This is a genomic window from Pseudomonas sp. MYb2, from assembly GCF_002979955.1.
GTDB lineage: Bacteria > Pseudomonadota > Gammaproteobacteria > Pseudomonadales > Pseudomonadaceae > Aquipseudomonas.
Window position 1 is genome coordinate 357337 of the sequence record NZ_PCQC01000001.1, and the last position, 19582, is coordinate 376918.

The window sequence follows — 19582 nt, forward strand, 5'->3', positions numbered from 1 at the left end:
GTAGCCCGACCAGCCTTGCGAACGCCTGCCAACAAGCGGGCGTCTCGCGCGGCACGCTACTTGCTCGCTTCCTGCAAACCCGAACGGAGGCCCCCATGCTGCACTCCCACCTCACGACTCTCAACGCCGTTTCGCTGATACTCAACACCTTCAAGGCCGAAGGCTTGTCGAGCGACGCGCTACTGGCCGGCAGCGGCATCAGTGCGGCAGATTTGCACCGGGCCGACACACGCATCACCACCAATCAGGAGATGCAGGTCTGCGCCAATGCGGTCGCGCTCAAGCACGATATCGGCCTTGAACTGGGCCGGCGCATGCACGTTTCCTGCTACGGCATTCTCGGTTACGCGCTGCTGACCTGTGCCACCTTCGGTGACGCTTTGCGCCTGGCGATCCGATATCCGGCGTTGCTGGGAACACTTTTCGAACTGAGCCTGGAAGACGATGGCGAGCGCGTCTGGTTCGTTGCGGCGGATTATCGCGAGAGCCCGGCGATGGCGGTGTTCAATGCCGAGTTCTGTCTGGTCTCACTGAAAGTGATTTGCGACGATTTGCTTGGTCATCCCCTGCCGCTACTGGCCACACGATTCGAACACACCGCCCCCGATTACCGCGACAGCTATGCCGAACACTTCGACAGCCCTCTGCACTTCGCGACCAAGGACAACGCGTTCGCCTTCGACCGACGCTGGCTCGATCAGCCGTTGCCGCTGGCCGATGCCATCACTCACCAGGCCATGGAAGAGCGCTGCCGCAAGCAGAATCTGGAGTTCACCGGGCGTCAGGCCTGGCTCGGACGCATCCGTCGGTTACTCAGTGCGCAGTTGAACGCTGCGCCGGGCCTGGAGGGTCTGGCGCAGCAGATGAACTGTTCGCCGCGCACGTTGCGCCGTCACCTCAAGGACATGGGCAGCAGTTACCAGGAACTGCTCGATGAACTGCGCTTTGAACGGGCCAAGCAGATGCTGTGTGAGGATCAACTGCCGATTTACCGTATCGCCGAAACCCTTGGCTTCAGCGAAACCGCGAGTTTTCGCCACGCCTTCGTGCGCTGGAGCGGTGTCGCCCCCAGCCAATTCAGGGCTTGAAAGTCAAAAGATCGCAGCTTTCGGCAGCTCCTACAGGGATCGGTGTAAGAGCTGCCGAAGGCTGCGATCTTTTGATCCTCAGGGGGCGAATTGTGGTCAGTATTTTTGGCCATATCGATCCCATTTTGGCCTTTCCTGCCGTTCTCCGATTCGCTGTGCGCCGCAACACTGGGGGCAACCGAATCAGCCCTGCGGAGAACAACAAATGCTGACGATCTACTCAGACGATCACCACCTGCACCATGGCCGCTGCGAACTCATCGATGGCCAGCTCAAACCGTGCTTCGAAATGCCGTCGCGCGCCGACCACGTCTTGCAGCGCGTACAAAACCAGAACCTCGGCGCGGTCGAGGCGCCGAAGGACTTCGGACTGGAGCCCATCGCGCGCATCCACAGCCGCGACTATCTCGACTTCTTCAAGGGGGCATGGGATCGCTGGACCGAATTCAACACCGACGGTGATCTGCTGCCCTACACCTGGCCGGCACGAACCCTTCGCGCAATCAAACCGACCAGCCTGCATGGCCAGCTCGGCTATTACAGCTTCGATGGCGGCGCACCGATCACCGCCGGCACCTGGCAAGCGGCCTACAGCGCGGCGCAAGTGGCCCTCACCGCCCAGGCGGAAATCCAGCGCGGCGCACGCAGCGCTTTCGCCCTGTGCCGTCCACCGGGACACCACGCCGCCAGCGACTTGATGGGTGGTTATTGCTACCTCAACAACGCCGCCATCGCCGCACAAGCGTTCCTCGATCAGGGCCACAAAAAGGTCGCGATCCTCGACGTCGACTATCACCACGGTAACGGCACGCAGTCGATTTTCTACGAGCGCAGCGACGTGCTGTTCACCTCGATCCACGGTCACCCGGAAGCGGAATTCCCGTTCTTCCTCGGCTATGACGACGAACGCGGAGAAGGCGCCGGTGAAGGCTTCAATTTCAACTACCCGCTGCCGGCCGGTTCTGGCTGGGACGTGTGGAGCGCAGCGCTGGATCAAGCCTGCGAGGAGATCGACCGCTACGGCGCCGACATCATTGTCGTGTCGCTCGGCGTCGACACCTTCAAGGACGATCCAATCTCGCAATTCAAACTCGACAGCCCGGATTATCTGGCGATGGGCAAGCGTATTGCCGCCCTCGGCAAACCGACCCTGTTCGTCATGGAAGGCGGTTACGCCGTGGAAGAAATCGGCATCAACGCGGTAAACGTGCTGGAAGGTTTTGAGCAATGAAAACCCTCACACACCTCATCGCGCCAGCCCTGTGCGCCGCACTCATGAGCACGACCGCCCACGCTGAAGAACGCACGTTGCGCGTCTACAACTGGTTCGACTACATCACGCCCAAGGCGCTCGAAGACTTCAAAGCGCAGAACACCCAGACCAAACTGGTCTACGACATCTTCGACACCAACGAAGCGCTGGAGGCCAAGCTGCTCACCGGCAACTCCGGCTACGACGTGGTGGTACCGTCCAACGTGTTTCTCGCCAAGCAGATCGAGGCCGGGGTATTCCAGCCGCTGGATCGCAGCAAGCTGCCGAACTGGAACCACCTCGATCCGAAACTGATGAAGCTGATCGAAGCCAACGATGCGGGCAACAAATTCGCCGTGCCGTACATGTACGGCACCATCCTGATCGGTTTCAATCCGGCGAAAGTCAAGGCGGCGCTGGGCGACAATGCGCCGGTGGACAGTTGGGACCTGATCTTCAAGGAAGAGAACATCAGCAAGCTCAAGCAGTGCGGTGTCGCCCTGCTCGACTCGCCGTCGGAAATTCTGCCACTGGCCCTGCAACACTTGGGTCTCGATCCGAACAGCAAGAACCCGGCGGATTACGCCAAGGCTGAAGCGCTGTTGATGAAGATCCGTCCGTACGTGACTTATTTCCATTCGTCCAAGTACATGGCCGATATCGCCAACGGCGACATCTGCGTGGCGGTCGGCTATTCCGGCAGCTTCTCGCAAGCCGCCAACCGCGCCAGGGAAGCCAAGAACGGTGTGGTGGTCGATATGCGCCTGCCCAAGGAAGGTGCTCCGATCTGGTTCGACATGCTCGCGATTCCCAAGGGCGCGAAGAACACCGAGGACGCCTACACCTTCATCAACTACCTCCTGCAGCCGGCGGTGATTGCACCGGTCAGCGACTTTGTCGGTTATCCGAATCCGAACAAGGACGCCACGGAACTTGTCGACCCGGCGATCCGCAACAATCCCAACCTGTACCCGACGGATGCGGCGATGGGCACGCTGTACACCCTGCAACCGTTGCCCCGTGATGCCGAGCGGGCACGCACCCGGGCCTGGACCAAAATCAAATCAGGGACTTGAGAGCTCTGCCAGAAAAGACCCGCGCACCTGCGGGTCTTTTTTTGCCTGCGATAACTATGTACCACCTGCCGCCACGGCCACTGACCTAACGTGCTGTCGTCCGGCGCTGCGCATCGCAGCGGCCGCAAACGTCAGCCAAGGATATGGTCATGTCAGAGAAACCGGCGCCCAGCGCCATCGATGTACTCAGCCAACTGGTGAGTGGCCCGTCGCTCAGTGAAGTGGCGGCGAACGCCTTGCTTCCTGCCCTAGTAAAGTTATACCCGCAACAGGTCATCGATCCGACATTGGCCATTGTTGCCACGCCGTCCTGGCACTCCGATGGCCGGCAAATCGTCGCGGGGCCCTACCATTTCGAGTCGCTCACCGATGCACTGGTACGGCTGGCTCTGTCAGGCACCGCGATCACGCTCATTGACGGCGAACATTTTCTTACCGAACAACCGGACGTCATGCCTTGTGTCCAGTTACCCGTAGACATCGAAGCGGTTGGCGCCTTGCTCAACGAACTCGCCCCGCTGCTGCTCACGGCGCTGGAAGAACAGCAGATCGACTACTGGAACGAAACCATCAGCCCTTCCGTACCGCGCTGGCACCAACTTTCAGAGACCTTGCAGCAGGTCTGGAACGTCAGCGCCGACAACGGTTGGGATGCCGATCAACGGGCAATGGCGCTAGGCGTTTTCAAGAACCCGGACAAAACCGAACGAGCGCTCGAGGACACCTATCAGACTCGTACCTGTCTGATCGATCTTGATCTGGGCGATACCACCGACCGTAGCCATCTCAATGTCCTCGACACGGCTGTTCTGCTCGGCAGCAAAGGCGAACGGACCATCATCCTCACGCATTCGGTTCCTCAGGGATTCCAGTGCTTCGACAGCTTCACCGACCTGGAAAAGTCCTTGCAGTGGCCTCTGCAGCCCGGCGCCGATGCGCTTCAAGTGCAATGGCGGCTATTCGAGCCAACAGGCAATTTTTTCGATCAGCAAGCCTGCGCGCTGATTGCGCTGGAAGCCCAGGCGATCGGCGAGGTCGACTTTTTCAAAAGTCGAAATGACTCGATTGCTCTCGCCCATCTGGGCAGCGGTGCCAGCCCGGCCGCCGAGTCAAACCTGTCCCGTCGCTTCACCCACACCGAACACGCCCTGCCGTCCTGGCTGGACAATGCCTCGCCCGCAGACCAGACCCGGTATAGCCGGCACCTGCTGGATCTGGTGGCCGTGCAGCAGCAGAATTCGGGCAAGAGTTTTCAGAGCGAAATCCCCGATATCCAGGCCTTTACCCTCGACAAGCTGAAAAAGGCGATCGATCGCACACCGACCCAGGACTTCAAGCTGCAAGACGTGGAAATAACCGATACCAGCGTTGTGGTCTGGGGCACGTTTGTCGCACCGGAGCAACCGCAGACCCTGACCTTGTCCCTGGTTGATCTGGCGCTGCAGAATCTCGCCGGCCTGCCACTGGGCGACCTGTCGGTGCGCTACCGCAACAGTTCGACACCGGTGCCGACATGGATGACCGCCACCTACCTGAAAAACCTGGTCACGTCGGTCGATATCGGCAAGACCTATCCGCAGTTGCTCGAGCAGCGCCTGGTCGAAGACAAAACCCAGGCTGCACGCCTGCAGCAGCTCTACAGTCGTCAATTGCCCGTTGAATTGTCGTTGCTGGCGCTGCAACACAAGATCCGCGGCGAAGCAGGTATCGATGAACAAGGTTATCGCTACGTCGTGGCGGCGCTGGCTGTGGAACCAACGGACAGGCGTGTCGATGGCGAGGATATCGTCGTGCGCCCGCTGGCGTTCGTCAAAAGTGATAAGGCCAGCGATAGCGCAGACGAAGTGCTCAACATGTTCGTGATCGGCCCACGCGATGCGGACAAGGGGCCCTGTCTGCTCTATCGTCCGCTGTTCGATGTACCGCTGCTGCAATACCCGTCAAGGACAAATCTGCTGTATGCGATCAAGCATTCGACCACACTGCGCCAGTCGGTACTGGCCTGGTTGCCGGACAAGGTACGCTTCGATTATTCGCAATACGTTTTTCCCGGAACCCTGCCTTCCGTGTGGACCATTCCGCAACTGTTGATCGATCCAGGCTCGGCAGATGACCGTGCAAACGTGACTATGTCTGGCCAGGTGATCGAGCCGGAAGTATTGGCAAGCCTGTTCAAAACCAACGCCGAGGCACTGATCACTTTGGCCGATCGCGTGTCGGTGTCGAATGTCGAAGCCCGCTGGGCCACACTCAAGCGCGGTGGCTGGGCACTGTTCAATGCGGCGTTGCCGTTTCTGGGGCGTAGCGTCGGTACTGCGGCGTGGATCTGGCAAATAATGGACGACCTGCAAGAGGTCACCGATGCACAAAACCAGCAGCAACCCGTGCCCTGGACCGCGCTGACCGACATCCTGCTGTCGCTGGGCATGGCGCTCGCGCATCGAGCGGCGACACGCAAGCAACCGCAGCGAGCGCCATCCGGCGTTCTCCCCGAGAAAACCCCTCCAGCCAGCAAACCCGCAGCGCCCGCGAGCATTCGCTTCAATCGTCTTGCGGACATCAGTGGCGCTGAACTGCCGGGCAATCACGAGCTGTCGCTGCACGTGCTCGGAGCCCTGGAACAATCGTCTTCGAACCTGGGCACGGTACTCGACAGCCTGAAGGTGAACCGACCGGAACCACTGGCAACAGCCGCGACCAAAGGCCCGTACCGCCATCTTCGCAGCGCCGGGCAAAAGTGGTACGCCAAGGTCGGCGAACGCTGGTTCGAAGTCGGTCTCAATGACAATGAAGATGTGCAGATCATCGACACGCGCCAGCAACCCATGCGCACCGGTCCGCTGTTGCTCGCCAATGCGCGTGGGCAATGGTTTGTCGATTTACGCCTGCGCCTGCGCGCCGGCGGCCTCAACAGTCAACGCCAAAAATTGTTGAAACAGAATGCGAAGAAGTTAGAGCAGAAAAAACGCGACATTGCTGTATTCGACGCCGGCCTGGCTGGCAAGCGCAGCGAGTTGGTCAACGTTCGACGCGCCATGCTGGAGGCCACCGAACAAAATGCTGAAAGTGCCCGGCAGACGTTTCTCGATACGCTCGACGCTCAAGCAAAGGAATACAGCGCTAACATCGACAGCCTGAAAGCGCTGAATCTGCTTGAGGCGATACCCAACTACCGCAGCGCAATGCTCGAACGCCTTTCCCTGCAATTGTTCCTCATGCAAGGCTGGATCGACGAGACCTACACGGCATTTCGCGAAAGCCTTGCGCAGACACTCGTGCTGCTTGACGAGGACGCCAGCGAGGCTGCTGCAGACCGCTCCGAACCTTTCGCAAAGATGGCTGAGCTGACGCAGGGCATCATCGACAAAATAGAATTTGCCCACAGCCGTTTCGCCGAGTTGAACCTGCTCGGCAAAGAAGCCGTCGATGTCGCCCGTCAGTACAAAGCCAGGCTGCCCAGTTTCTCGCTGGAAGATTTGAAGATGCTGCAAATCACGTTGGGCCAGGAACTGTGTCTGTCGGCCGAAGCGGGAGAGTTTCGCGAGGGTGCACGTGCCGCCCTGGAAAGCCTCGTCGAGGATGCCTCTCTGAACATTCAGAGCGTAATCGACCTGAGCGCCGAAGAAAGTTTCAACCAGCTCGGTGAGCGCGTTGAGGCGATGAACAATCTGGTGGAACAGTTCGACGTCATCGATCAGAGGTTCGGCGATCTGGTCAGTGAATATCCACAGTACGTGATCAGCGAACGACTGGAACAAGTGAAGCGCCACGTCGGCGAATTCCATCAGAATGCCGTACAGCACCTGTCCAATCTGTTGCGCGAGCAACGTTTGGTGGAGCCGGTCGCCGGACCATCGAAATCGTCACAGCCCCCCGCGCGTAAAATCATCAAGACCCGCTACAAAGGCACACTGGTCGGTCAGCCAAGGCGCAGTGACGGCGGGCAGGACGGCGATCTGGTCGATGTGGTGGCGCCATTGACCGGTAAAGTGATTGCCACTTTTCACGAAAAAACCCCGGGCAACTGGGTCGAGAGAGTACCTGCCAAACCGGTCGGATTGCCAAGGCCAGGCCCCGGGCTTTCGAAGAGCCTGCAGAGCGCCAGGGAATTGCTCGACGAACTGCCAGCCTTCAGGCAGCGCACCCAGTCACACATGGCACGGGCGCAACGCAATCCCACGGAGATAGAGGAGATCTATTATCTGCACGCCACGCGCCTGCGCGATGCCATGGACAAGATCGACAAAGCACTCACCTCTGGCAATCACGTCGAAAGCAAAACCGCTTCCGCTACCGAAGTGCGCCAGCAACTCGAAAGCGAAGCCACAGCCCTTTATGCCACGGGTCGAACCGCAAGGATTGAACTTACCAAACAGCAGCCCCCGACTGCGGCGCGAGTCGAATGGTTGTACAGCAAGCAAGAAGTGACGATTACTCGATCCACCGAACGCCGCCGGCTCAAAGGCCCACGCAAAGACTATCTGCTCGAATACCCGATTCTCGACAAGCAGGGCGGTAAAGTCCTGTGGTACGCCCACTTCCACTACGCAAACCTTGACGACCCGTTGCCGTCATTCACCGCCGCGCATTTGAAAACCGTCGAGCAGCGTCGGCTGGGCGGTGCCTATGTCGAGCGTGAGGGCCGCAGTAATCAGGAACTGATCGCCATCCACCGCAGCGTCATAAGCCATGCCCAGGCCGCTTCATTGTTCTTTTCCTGATCACTCAACCGGATCAATTGCCCGCCATGTGCGGGCTTTTTTTTCATCCTATATATATCTACCACCCGTGCTGTTGGACGCCTCGCTAATGTCCGTGGCAGGCGGCATTTGCCGCACCGTCCACCTTCTAACCGGTGTCTACCCAATGAGTGAATCTACCCGAACGATCATCGCCCCGCCGCTGCTCAAAAAAAGCCGACTGGTGGAACAGACCAGCGGCGGACCGACCTTGCAAGAGGCTGCTGTAGAGATGCTGCGCAAAGCCCTGAAGAAAAACTTTGCGCAATTGCAGGTCGCTCCGGACGACATCATGTTAATGACTCCTGTCTGGCACCAGCAAGGGCAGAAAATGCTCAGTCACAGCAGCCGATTCGAATCCCTGCCCCACGTATTGGCGCGCTTGGCGTTTACCGGCGAGACTGCCAACTACATAGAAGGTGAACACTTTCTGACGTTGGCGCCCGAGATGGAAGACCCGGTCCATTTACCCGTCGGTATGGATGCGATCAGTGAAATGCTCAACGAAAATGCGCCGGCATTGTTTCTTGCTTTCGCCCAAAACCAGTTGGATTACTGGAACGCCACCGAAGAAGAAATACCGCGCTGGCAACAGCTGGCTGACACCCTGAAAGAAACCCTTGATGTGCAGTCGATCAAAGGCTGGGATACCAACGAATGCAGCCTGGCACGCCATGTCTCGGCATTTCCGGAAAAAGCCTCGCGCGCAACAACCCACGCAGGCCTGTCTGATGTGCGTGCCAGCCTGATCGATCTCGACCTCGCCTTCGAACTCGCGGAGGCCAATCGGACCCGGCATCTGATGGTCGCCGGCGCGCTGGTGTTGACGGCGAAGCTGGGCAGCCGGGAGCTGGTCACGATGTACACCATCGATGAAGGCTTTGAATCGTTCAGCTCGCTGGCGGAGCTGGGCGCCACCCTGCCTGAGCGAATCGACATGGAGCTGAGCGGTCAGACCTTGAAATGGCGACTGTATGAACCCGATGGCAATATCTTTGATGCCTTGGTTCGGGCACTGGTGAGCTGCCAGATCGATTCGATCGATGCGCTTGACCCGATGAGCCGCTCGCCGCTGATCAGGTTCATTTCGCCTCAAGAGCACAGTGGCCGTGAGGAGATAGCCGGCGATGGACGCGTTGGACTTCTCGACGAGGCCATCCCCGACTGGCTGATTGCCGGATCACTGGACGATATCCAGACCTACAGCGGATACCTGACGGAATTGGGCAGGCTCAGAGACGCCGACAGCGATGCATTCGACGTCAACAAGATTGCACTTATCGCCGACTATGCCCAACAGCAGATGCGCGAAGCCATTACTGCCGCCAGGCCCGCCAAAGAAACAGCACTACTGCGTCCGGATCAAGTACGGATCACCGTCACCCAGAGCTTTGAGGCCGGTGGATTGACCCTGCCCGATCCCTTCAGCACTCGCGTGCAGACACTTGGCGAATTCGCTCTGCATAACATCCGGCCCTACCTCGCCAAGATCGCCTACGCTGATGCGACGCCCACACCGGGCTGGCTGACCGTGGATCTGCTGGTGCGTCTGGCAGACAAGGTCAACATCGGCGAAAATTATCCGAAACTGATCAAAACCAGTTTGATCGACGATGCGCCACAGGCGCGTCTTTACCAGACCCGCTACTGCCGGCAGTTACCACTGCTGCTGCCGCTGCTGGCGCTGGAATGCAAACTCAAGCGCCAGGGCGATATCGACGAGCGGGGTTACCGCCAGGTTCGCCAGTTGGTCAAATCGATTGCCGATAACAGCGCCGTCGCTGACTGGCCCGTGCAGATCCGCCCCTTGGCGTTCATGCCGCGCTTTCGTTTGGGCAGCACCCCCGACACCGTCGCGAACATGTATATCATCGGCCCACCTGCGGGTAAGGACGGCCCTTGCCTGCTCTATCGGCCACTGCTGGATCAACCGTTGCGGCAGTTCCCCTCTGCGCAGAACATGCTGTATGCGCTCTACCAACCCGGCGAACTGCGCGACTCGGTACTGGCCTGGCTGCCCAACCGATCCTTGAGTTTCGACTACGCCCAATACGTTTTTTCGAGCGGCCTGCCCTCGCCGTGGACCATTACCGAGCTGGCTTTCGAACCCTTCATCCACCTCGATCTGACGGCCGCCGTAAACCTCGCGGACACGCCGCTGAGCGCTGACATTTACACAACCCTGTTCACCAGCCACAGCCAGGCGCTGGCTGATCTTGCCGATCGCCAGTCTACCTCCAATGCCGAGCGCCGCTGGGCGATCCTGGCAGACAGCAGTTGGGCGATTTTTAGCGTCGCTGCCAATTTTCTCAGCGGCCCGGCAGGCACCGCTGTCTGGGTCTGGCAAACCATCGCCCAGATCCAGCAGGCGCAGGATGCCCACGAGCAGGGTGATACGTATGCTCAATGGTCATCGATCGGTGATGTTCTGCTGACGCTGGGCATTCTGCTTGGGCAACGCATCGCTGTTCGCCGGCTTCGGCTTTCCAGCCCGCGGAGTGAAAAAACAGCGCTCAAGCATGCGTCGGGCACAGAATTGCCCCCTCCTGCGCCGCTGCTACGCAAGGAACCGAAGATTACGCATGACAACACGCCCATCACGACTCCACTGCCCGAGGCTCATCTTTCCCTGTTGGCGCCGGCGAAACTGACGCGCATCGACTCGCAAAGCGCCTTTTTGAAAACCATCGATCATATGAAGGTGACCAAACCCTCCCTCCCCGAAGGAGCGCGTCCCAACGCCGATCATCTCTATGCATCCGAAGGCAAGCTCTATGCCCAGGTTGGCGAGCGCTGGTTTCAAGTCAGCGCACAAGTCGACGAGCCTGTATTCGCCCTTGATCCCGCCGACCCTGCTCATCCGGGTTTGAGCATCCGTTTCGACACGCAAGCTGCTCGCTGGCACTGGGAACTGAGGTTGCGCTTGCGCGGCGGTGGACCGACCGGGAGGATCGAGGCGCTACGCCGCGAAAAGGCCAAGCGCAAGGCTGACACGTGGCAGGTACTGCATCGGTTCATCGAACAGGAAGCCGGACGCAAGGCCGACCTGAGCGAAGCCTTGGAGCCCCTGAACGAGGCTGACGAGCAAGCACCGCTGTCCGAGGCTGAAATCACGCTCTACATCACCAAGGCCGATGAGCTCGCCAGCTCCTACACCGGGGCGCTGGCGACACTGGAGCAGTGGCGTGAAGCCGGCGGTGCCGGGGTGTTTTATCAATCGCAACTGATGCGCATGACCGTCGAACAGCATCGCTTCCTCAGCGGCTGGATGCGCATGAAGCTGCGCGAATACGCAAAAATCGTCTTGCCACAGATCAACCCGGCAGAGCCAGCGCAAACCCGTTCACGCCAGACCCAGATGACCGCGGGGCGCAACGCCATTGCCGTGAGCGACGAAATGGTCGAACGCCTCGATCAACTGCACGCTTCGCTCGAAAGGCTCAACTATCACTCCGGCGCAACCCAGAACGTCGCGGGTGACCTCAGGAGGCTGCTGCCTTCATTCTCGCGTCGAGACCTGCACGCCAATGAAATCGGTATGTCCATCGAGCTGTCATTGCGCGATGCACCGGACAGCACTCTGGATCCGCTACGGCAACTGATTGTGCCGATTTTCGAGGGCGCCGCCGACGCCGGGCATGGTTTGGCCGAGCGCCGCAACAGGGCACAACCTGCCGAGACACAAGCCGTGGCGGTCGTGAGGCTCAGTGCGCTGGTCGACCGTCTGGCCGATGCCAAACGGCGCCTGCAAGAAGTGTTCGACAGCTCCGCCGCGCAACTGCAAACCGAACGCTTCCTGCGGGTTCAGCAGTTGGTGGAAGGGTTTCATGAGATGGCACGTGAGGCCCTGCTCAAGGCATTGCCGGAACCTGAAGAGCTTCCGCTTGCGGCGATGGCCAGACTCGAACCGGCCCCCGCGGCTTCGCGCGCGGTCGGGCGGGTCAACCGGGCACGGCCACAGGTCATCGAACCTCGCAGGGCTGCTCCAGAACCCGCGCCGGTAGTCGAGCAAATGCCTATCGTGCGCGCTCCGGCCAGGCGCATGTTACCTGTAACGGCTCTGGGCGACGAACCGCTGGTGGACAACGCCATGTCGATGATCGCCGGACTCGAAGCGTTCATCAAACGCCTGCGCATCGATGCGCAACGACCCTCGCGAATTCCGGCAGACATGAAAGATCTGTTCGATCAACAGGCCACTCGCCTCGATCAGGCGGCGGTGAGTGTCGATGAAATATTTGCGCGCAGAAGTGCCGATTTTCCGATTGCAACTTTGGCTAGCGAACTGCGCACGGCCGCGACACGTTTGCGCGGCGAAGGCATCAGTATCTACGGCAGTATGCTTACCGGCCGCAGGCCGCGAGAAAGCTATCTGCAGTGGTTACACGAGCACAATCTGGTGCAGATCGTCAAAGACGAGCGTGGCCGCATTCGCACGAAACAACGCAAAGATTTTTTTCAGGAATATCGGATCCTCGATATCAGCCGCCAGAACAAAACCCTTTGGGTCGCACACTTCCATTACGACAAACTGGCTGATCCGGATGAGCACTTCACTGCCGCGCACCTGAAGTTTGCCGACAGTTATCTGCAAAATCTGCCGAGCAAATCACGCCAGGAGCTGGAGCACTTCGATGCGGTGGATAATCTGCTGCGCCGGATCGTCACTCCAGCGGTACGGGATCTGTTTCTTCATCCTCAACAGGTGCGCCCCGCCGAAGCGTAAAACCCTGATGCGGTCACTCACACCAGACACTGCGCAAGCGTGCCAGAGCCGCTTCAATTTGCGGCTCCGGCACCGCGGCGAAGCCCAGTACCAACCCGGCGCCCTGCTGCGCCGGTCGAGGTGAGTCGGGTAACCAATAGCTACTCAGGCCATTGACCTCGACACCCACTTGTTCGGCCAGGGCAATCAACTCACCTTCGCGGGCGACGTTCGCCACCGGTACCGTCAGGTGCAAGCCTGCGGCTACCGCCGGCAAGCTGCCAACGTCGGCAATATCTCCCGGCCAATGCGCCAGCAAGCAGTCGCGCCGGCTCAGGGCAGCACGACGCATGCGCCGGATGTGCCGTTGAAAGTGCCCAGCGGCCATGAACTCAGCCATCACCGCCTGAGTGCTCACCTCGGAATGGCGCACATCCACCGCTCGCCGCCTGGCGAAAGCTTCGACCAGCCCAACCGGCAACACCAGATACCCCAGGCGCAATGCCGGAAATGCCACCTTGCCGAATGTCCCGACGTAAATCACACGGCCCTGACGATCCAGCGCCGCCAGCGGGGCCAGTGGTGCGCCGCTGTAACGATACTCGCCGTCGTAGTCGTCTTCGATGATCCAGCCTTGGCTGCGCTCAGCCCAGGCGAGCAGCTCCAGCCTGCGCGCCAGGCTCATCACAACTCCGGTCGGGTACTGGTGGGAGGGGGTGACATAGGCCAGCCGACAATCGGCAACTTCAGCCAATGCGCGACAATTGATGCCCTCTTCATCCACCGGCACGCCATGCAAGCGACCGCCCGCTACCGCAAAGGCGTGACCGGCGGCCCGGTACCCCGGATTTTCGATCCCGACCACATCGCCGGGTTGCACCAGCAGCTGTGCACAAAGGCTAATGCCCTGTTGCGCACCACTGGTGATCAGAATTTGCTCAGCAGAACACTGCATGCCGCGCGAACTGCGCAAATAGGCGGCGATCATGCCGCGCAATCGCGCATCGCCTGCCGGATCGCCGTAACACAGTTGCTGTAAATCCGGTTTACGCCAGAAAGCCGCGTTGAGCTTGGCCCATACCTCAAAAGGAAACAGATCAAACGCGGGCACACCGACGCGAAAAGCACGTGGCGGACCACTCGGAGGGAGGGCCAAATGGTTCTTTTCTATACGTGCGAACGTATCGCTGTGGATAACTTTACTGGATGAAACAACAGGTAAATCCAGCCAATTTGTGGATAAGGCTGTGGGTAAGCCTGTTGAAAACCCTGTGGATACTTTTGTGGATAGTTTTTTCGGCGAGCTTGGCGCTTGGGGTAATTGCGCAACGTAAGTGCCGTCCCCTACTCGCCCCTCGATGAACCCCTCGGCATACAACTGATCGTAGGCGCGCACAACGCTATTGCGAGAGATGGCCAATGCCTTCGCCAGATCGCGACTGGCCGGCAAACGCGTACCGCTGACCAGACGTCCATCCAGCACGCGCAGGCGCAAAGCCTGATAGAGCTGACGACTCAAGCCCTGACGGCGATCGAGCTCGATTCCGGCCGGATTGAATGGCATCGAAAGGGCAGTTTGCTCAGGCATGGCAATGGACCTATGAAATTGGTCATCAATGGCTCTTACAACAGACCAATAGCCTGCCTAGGATGCAGGCATTCGCCAAGGAAAATCTGTCCATGTACACGCCACGCGCCTTTGCCATCGAAGAACTGCCCCAACTGCACGAACTGATCCTCGCCACTCGCCTCGCGATTCTGGTCACCCACGGCGAAAACGGTCTGCAAGCCAGCCATGTGCCGGTGCTGCTGCATTGCGAGCAAGGCGAGTACGGCACGTTGTACGGGCACCTGGCCCGCGCCAACCCACAGTGGAAAGACCTGCGCGACGGCGCCGAAGCCATGCTGATTTTTGCGGGCGCCGACGCTTACGTCAGCCCGGGCTTTTACCCGAGCAAAGCCGAACACGGCAAAGTCGTGCCGACCTGGAACTACATCGCCGTGCATGCTTATGGCCACGCCGAAACCTTCAGCGATGGCGGGCGTTTGCTCGACATCGTCAGCACCCTCACCGACCGTCACGAGGCCGGCCGCGCCCAGCCGTGGTCAGTCGACGACGCGCCTGCCGATTACATCGACGGCATGCTCAAAGCCATTGTCGGATTCGCCATTCCTATCGACCGTCTCGAGGGCAAGCGCAAACTCAGCCAGAACCGCAGCGCCGAGGACATTGCCGGCGTGCGCGAAGGCCTCGCTGCCAGCCCCGAAATCAACGACCAAACCCTCGCCCGCTTGATGCGCTAAGGAAATCACCATGAGTCAGATCGACATTCGCCAGGTCAGCGCCGCCGACCGCGCCGCTTGGTTGCCGCTGTGGCAGGCCTACCTGCGTTTCTACAACACCGAACTGCCGGACGCGGTCACCGACAGCACCTGGCAACGCTTTCTCGACCCGAGCGAACCGACCCACGCGGCATTGGCCTGGGCCGATGGCAAAGCCGTGGGCATGGTGCATTACATCTATCATCGCTCGAACTGGAGCATCGAAAACTCCTGCTACCTGCAAGATTTGCTGGTCGCTCCAGAAACTCGAGGCACCGGCGTAGGCCGTCTGCTGATCGAACATGTTTACGCCACCGCCAAGGCTGACGGCTGCGGCAAAGTGCACTGGCTGACCCACGAAACCAACGCTACCGCGATCCAGCTCTACGAGCGTATCGCCGAACGCCCGGGTTTCATCCAGTTTCGCAAAGCCATTTAAGGAGACGCACGCATGAGCATTTCACCGGCCGACTGGAAAGGCGTCCCCGCCCCCACCGCCCCCCTGCTTGAAGGACGCTTCATCCGTCTGGAACGACTCGACCCGGCGCGTCACGCCGACGAGTTGTTTGCCGCACTCGAAGGCCCCGGTGCCGATCCGAAGCTGTGGGATTATTTGCCCTATGGCCCCTTCCCGGAACGCAACGTTTTCAACACTTGGCTCAACAACCACGCGGCTGCCAGCGACCCGTATTTTTTCGCTGTCATCGACCGCGCCAGCGCTCAGGTGCAAGGCATCCTCAGCCTGATGTCGATCGTCCCGGCCCAAGGTCGCATCGAGATCGGCCACGTCACCTTCGGCGCGCCGATGCAGCGCTCACCGAAAAGCACGGAGGCGGTTTACCTGCTGGCCAAGCACTCCTTCGACCTTGGCTACCGCCGCCTCGAATGGAAATGCAACAACGGCAACGCCCGCTCCAAGTACGCCGCCGAGCGCTTGGGTTTCAGCTTTGAGGGGGTGTTCCGCCAGCACATGGTGGTCAAGGGCCAGAACCGTGATACCGCGTGGTACTCGATTCTGGATGGCGAGTGGCCGGCGATTGCGGCAGGGTTCGAGCAGTGGTTGTCCGACGAAAATCAGACACCCGACGGGCAGGTGAAAGGCTTGGTTGAGTGCCGTTCCTGATTATCTGAAAGCAAAAGATCGTCCGAACGCGGCCCGAGCCTGCGGCAGCTCCTACACGGGATTGACGTTCACCCTGTAGGAGCTGCCGCAGGCTGAGATCTTTTGATCTGTTTTCAGCCCAGCTTTTGTGCGAGCACCGAAATATGTTCCGGCCCGATCCCGCAGCAACCGCCCAAATGGCTGGCACCGCGCTGTTGCCAATCAATCGCCCAGTGCAAGTAACCCGGTGGATCGAGGTCTTCGCGCAACGGATCGAGTCCGTCATTGGCAGTGGCCTCTTTGGGCTGCGGCGGAAATGCATTGGCGTAAGCGCCAATATGAATGTTCACCCCCAGACGCTCGAAGGTTTCACGTGCCGCGTCGATCGCTGCGCCAATCACTTCCGGCTGACTGCAATTGAACAACAACGTCTCGACGCCCAACTCAGTCGCCACCGCCGCCGCTTCGGCGACCGGCTCACCAGAGCGCAGGCGCGGCACTTCATCGGTGTCTTCATCCTTCAAAGTGAACGACAACCAGAACGGTTTGCCATCCTTCGGCAACCCGGCGTGTATGGCTCGCGCCTCGATGATCGAACTCTGGGTTTCCGCCAGCCACAGATCAACATGCGGAGCCAGGCCATTGACCAAGGGCGCCAGCAACTCGGTCACTCGGTCGGCGTTGAACAGATCCGGACGATAGGAGCCAAACAGCGGCGGCAATGAGCCGGCCACCCGCACGGACTTTCCCGATGTCTGCACCGCACGCCGCGCCAGCTCACCGGCCAACGCTGCCAGCGCCTGCCCTTCAGCGGCGAAACGCTCTTCACCAATATGGAACGGCACCACGGCATAACTGTTGGTGGTAATCACATTGGCGCCACTGGCGATATAAGCCGCGTGTACCGCCTCGACCGCTTGCGGTGCTTCGCTCAATGCCAGCGCCGACCACTCCGGCTGACGAAATGGCGCTCCGGCGCGCTGCAACTCACGGCCCATGCCGCCATCGAGAATAATCGTGCTGCCTGCGCCCATATGCTTTTCACTCATATGCTTATGAAAATAACTCACTATCAGAGTCGTTCTTATAACTATTTAATACGCACCATTCCGTTAAAAACAACCTCTTTTTTACCCAGGGATCGACTGTGAAATTTCAACCGCTATTGGCCCTGGGCCTGACGATTCTGGCCGCCTCCACGCAAGCCTTTGGTGGCACGACGCTGGACCGTATCGAGCAAAAGAAAGAACTGGTCGGGGTGCTGATGGAAAGCTATCCACCGTTCTCGTTTCTCAATGACCAGAATCAACTGGATGGCTTCGACGTGGATGTCGCCAAAGCCGTGGCTGACAAGTTAGGTGTCAAGCTGCGACTGGAAACGCCGTCCTGGGACGTCATTGCGGCCGGCCGCTGGAGCGGACGCTACGACATCTGCATCTGCTCGATGACGCCGAGCAAGGCCCGCGCCGAGGTATTCGACTTCCCGGTCGAGTACTACGCTTCGCCGGCAGTGATCGTGGTCAATGCCAAGGATGAGCGGATCCACGCTGCCAAGGATTTGAGTGGCAAAAAAGTCGGCCTCACCAGCGCGTCCAGTTACGAAAGCTATCTGAACAAGAACCTGGTCATCGAAGGCGCTGAAGACACGCAGTTGCAGTACCCGTTCGACGATGTGCAGATCGCTCCGTACGATACTGACAACGTCGCCTTCCAGGATCTGGGCCTGGGGGCTGGCGTGCGCCTGGATGCCATCCTCACTAACCTCGTCACCGCGCAGCCACGCCTGAACGAAGACAAGCGCTTCAAACTGGCCGGCGCGCCGCTGTATTCGGAGCCGAACTCGGTGGCCATCGAAAAGGGCGATGCGCAATGGGACGCCAAGGTGCGTGAAGTCTTCGCGCAACTGAAACAGGACGGCACCCTGAGCAAGCTGTCGCAAAAATGGATCGGCGCTGATATCAGCCAATGACTTCTTTCCCGACACCGCCACAGCCGCCGCAACCGGTGGCTGAATCACGCCTGCAACGCTTGTTTGGTTTTCGTACGCGGCTGTACCTGACCTGGGCAGCGTTGGTCTGCCTGTTCGCCGGGTTCTTCCTGAGCTTCGACCTGAAGTTCTCGATCATCCTCGACAAGCTGCCCAATCTGGTCGGCTTGCATCTGGCGCCCAACGGCTTTCTGCAGGGTGCGGCGCTGACGCTTTTCCTGTGTCTGTGCTCGATTGTTGCCTCGTCCCTGCTCGGCTTCATCACGGCATTGGCACGCCTGTCGAAAAGCGCGGTGGCATTCGGCATTGCCAGTTTTTACACCTCGTTCTTTCGCGGTACGCCACTGCTCATCCAGATCTTGCTCATCTACTTGGGTTTGCCGCAATTGGGCATCGTGCCCGGCGCCATCGTCGCCGGCATAATCGCCTTGTCATTGAACTACGGCGCCTATCTCAGTGAAATCTTTCGCGCCGGCATCCTCGGGGTCGACTACGGCCAACGCGAAGCATCGCTGGCATTGGGGATGCGCGAGACGGTGATTTTCTGGCGCATCACCCTGCCGCAAGCCATGCGCACGATCATCCCACCCACCACCAACCAGTTCATTTCGATGCTCAAGGACTCGTCGCTGATTTCGGTGATGGGCGTCTGGGAAGTGATGTTTCTCGCGCAGTCATACGGGCGCTCAAGCTACCGCTACATCGAAATGCTGACGACGGCGGCGATCATCTACTGGCTGATGTCGATCGGGCTGGAGTTGATTCAGGCGCGAATGGAGCGGCATTACGGCAAGGCTTACGTGCGGCGGAGCTAGGGCGATTGGCACCTTGCGGGCTGCGTCGGGTTTTAATTGGTCTCTCGGCGTACCCGCACCATGCCCATTTTCATCCCAAACAATCGGAATATCGAGTCCAACGACCTCAACGTCTGATTACCCTCAGCGTGCTCTATGTGTATCAACGTGCGGACCGAAATTTTGCACATCTTAGCGAATTGGATTTGATGCAGCCCTGTCACCTCCACTCGTAAACGGCGGACGGCTTCGCTGATTTCCAATGTCCCGTCGGCTAGCGCCTCTTGAATGCTTTCGATGAGCGCCATGCGTTCGAGAACTGTCATTACCATTTTCCTCTCCAATCTTCGAGCGCCGCAAAAGGCTCAATAAACATTAATGGGGTGGGGATTCATTGATGTGAGTGCTTCGGCGTTTGAATCAAAACTTACTGCACCTAATGAGAGGAACAGGCAAAAAAACTGCAACAAAATGCAGAAATTAATATGTTTCAGCGCTGAAGATGCAAAACAATGCA

13 protein-coding genes are annotated in these 19582 nt (G+C 59.3%); 10 read left to right on the forward strand and 3 right to left on the reverse strand.

What is annotated here, in order from left to right; all coding sequences use genetic code 11:
* Nucleotides 1-95: 95 nt before the first annotated feature.
* The 5 genes from CQ009_RS01725 (at nt 96) to CQ009_RS01745 (ending at nt 12881) form a co-directional block, all read left to right on the forward strand.
* Complete coding sequence (locus CQ009_RS01725) at nt 96-1088, forward strand: AraC family transcriptional regulator (RefSeq protein ID WP_064389613.1); 993 nt, start codon at nt 96-98, stop codon at nt 1086-1088.
* Between the two features lie 205 nt (nt 1089-1293).
* Entirely contained in the window at nt 1294-2319 is a 1026-nt protein-coding gene (locus tag CQ009_RS01730; protein WP_064389614.1) for a histone deacetylase family protein, read from the forward strand.
* The gene (locus CQ009_RS01735; RefSeq protein WP_105704698.1) at nt 2316-3416 is read left to right on the forward strand and encodes a polyamine ABC transporter substrate-binding protein; all 1101 of its coding nucleotides are present in this window, start codon (nt 2316-2318) and stop codon (nt 3414-3416) included. Before CQ009_RS01730 ends, CQ009_RS01735 begins: the two co-directional genes overlap by 4 nt.
* 149 nt (nt 3417-3565) lie before the next feature.
* The gene (locus CQ009_RS01740; protein ID WP_105704699.1) at nt 3566-8137 is read left to right on the forward strand and encodes a dermonecrotic toxin domain-containing protein; all 4572 of its coding nucleotides are present in this window, start codon (nt 3566-3568) and stop codon (nt 8135-8137) included.
* Nucleotides 8138-8282: 145 nt separating this feature from the next.
* Nucleotides 8283-12881 carry a dermonecrotic toxin domain-containing protein gene (locus CQ009_RS01745; RefSeq protein ID WP_105704700.1) on the forward strand — a complete coding sequence of 1533 codons (4599 nt, stop codon included), beginning with the start codon at nt 8283-8285 and terminating at the stop codon, nt 12879-12881.
* A gap of 13 nt (nt 12882-12894) precedes the next feature.
* Here the strand turns inward: CQ009_RS01745 and CQ009_RS01750 are convergent, their stop codons facing one another.
* Complete coding sequence (locus tag CQ009_RS01750) at nt 12895-14448, reverse strand: PLP-dependent aminotransferase family protein (protein WP_105704701.1); 1554 nt, start codon at nt 14446-14448, stop codon at nt 12895-12897.
* 92 nt (nt 14449-14540) lie between these two features.
* Here CQ009_RS01750 and CQ009_RS01755 point away from each other — a divergent pair, with 92 nt between their 5' ends.
* Genes CQ009_RS01755 through CQ009_RS01765 form a run of 3 tightly spaced genes read left to right on the forward strand, consistent with a single transcriptional unit; the run spans nt 14541 to nt 16305 of the window.
* Nucleotides 14541-15164, forward strand: a complete 624-nt coding sequence (locus CQ009_RS01755) for an FMN-binding negative transcriptional regulator (protein WP_105704702.1) — start codon at nt 14541-14543, stop codon at nt 15162-15164.
* A 10-nt stretch (nt 15165-15174) separates the two neighbouring features.
* Entirely contained in the window at nt 15175-15621 is a 447-nt protein-coding gene (locus tag CQ009_RS01760) for a GNAT family N-acetyltransferase (protein WP_105704703.1), read from the forward strand.
* Between the two features lie 12 nt (nt 15622-15633).
* Nucleotides 15634-16305, forward strand: coding sequence for a GNAT family N-acetyltransferase (locus CQ009_RS01765; protein WP_064389621.1), 672 nt, complete (start codon nt 15634-15636; stop codon nt 16303-16305).
* A gap of 113 nt (nt 16306-16418) precedes the next feature.
* On the opposite strand, the gene CQ009_RS01770 is transcribed toward CQ009_RS01765, so the two are convergent.
* Nucleotides 16419-17318 carry a homocysteine S-methyltransferase family protein gene (locus CQ009_RS01770; protein WP_105704704.1) on the reverse strand — a complete coding sequence of 300 codons (900 nt, stop codon included), beginning with the start codon at nt 17316-17318 and terminating at the stop codon, nt 16419-16421.
* 113 nt (nt 17319-17431) lie between these two features.
* Here CQ009_RS01770 and CQ009_RS01775 point away from each other — a divergent pair, with 113 nt between their 5' ends.
* Nucleotides 17432-18253 carry an ABC transporter substrate-binding protein gene (locus tag CQ009_RS01775; RefSeq protein WP_064389623.1) on the forward strand — a complete coding sequence of 274 codons (822 nt, stop codon included), beginning with the start codon at nt 17432-17434 and terminating at the stop codon, nt 18251-18253.
* Nucleotides 18250-19086 carry an amino acid ABC transporter permease gene (locus tag CQ009_RS01780; protein ID WP_105704705.1) on the forward strand — a complete coding sequence of 279 codons (837 nt, stop codon included), beginning with the start codon at nt 18250-18252 and terminating at the stop codon, nt 19084-19086. Before CQ009_RS01775 ends, CQ009_RS01780 begins: the two co-directional genes overlap by 4 nt.
* Nucleotides 19087-19118: 32 nt before the next feature.
* On the opposite strand, the gene CQ009_RS01785 is transcribed toward CQ009_RS01780, so the two are convergent.
* Nucleotides 19119-19397, reverse strand: coding sequence for a helix-turn-helix transcriptional regulator (locus CQ009_RS01785; RefSeq protein ID WP_105704706.1), 279 nt, complete (start codon nt 19395-19397; stop codon nt 19119-19121).
* Between the last annotated feature and the right edge of the window lie 185 nt (nt 19398-19582).

Excerpts from the sequence above, each read along its gene's own strand:
- CQ009_RS01755 (WP_105704702.1), top strand. The coding sequence starts at position 14,541 with ATGTACACGCCACGCGCCTTTGCCATCGAAGAACTGCCCCAACTGCAC.
- CQ009_RS01725 (WP_064389613.1), top strand. The coding sequence starts at position 96 with ATGCTGCACTCCCACCTCACGACTCTCAACGCCGTTTCGCTGATACTC.
- CQ009_RS01785 (WP_105704706.1), bottom strand. The coding sequence starts at position 19,397 with ATGGTAATGACAGTTCTCGAACGCATGGCGCTCATCGAAAGCATTCAA.
- CQ009_RS01735 (WP_105704698.1), top strand. The coding sequence starts at position 2,316 with ATGAAAACCCTCACACACCTCATCGCGCCAGCCCTGTGCGCCGCACTC.
- CQ009_RS01760 (WP_105704703.1), top strand. The coding sequence starts at position 15,175 with ATGAGTCAGATCGACATTCGCCAGGTCAGCGCCGCCGACCGCGCCGCT.
- CQ009_RS01740 (WP_105704699.1), top strand. The coding sequence starts at position 3,566 with ATGTCAGAGAAACCGGCGCCCAGCGCCATCGATGTACTCAGCCAACTG.
- CQ009_RS01765 (WP_064389621.1), top strand. The coding sequence starts at position 15,634 with ATGAGCATTTCACCGGCCGACTGGAAAGGCGTCCCCGCCCCCACCGCC.
- CQ009_RS01745 (WP_105704700.1), top strand. The coding sequence starts at position 8,283 with ATGAGTGAATCTACCCGAACGATCATCGCCCCGCCGCTGCTCAAAAAA.
- CQ009_RS01750 (WP_105704701.1), bottom strand. The coding sequence starts at position 14,448 with ATGCCTGAGCAAACTGCCCTTTCGATGCCATTCAATCCGGCCGGAATC.
- CQ009_RS01730 (WP_064389614.1), top strand. The coding sequence starts at position 1,294 with ATGCTGACGATCTACTCAGACGATCACCACCTGCACCATGGCCGCTGC.
- CQ009_RS01770 (WP_105704704.1), bottom strand. The coding sequence starts at position 17,318 with ATGGGCGCAGGCAGCACGATTATTCTCGATGGCGGCATGGGCCGTGAG.
- CQ009_RS01780 (WP_105704705.1), top strand. The coding sequence starts at position 18,250 with ATGACTTCTTTCCCGACACCGCCACAGCCGCCGCAACCGGTGGCTGAA.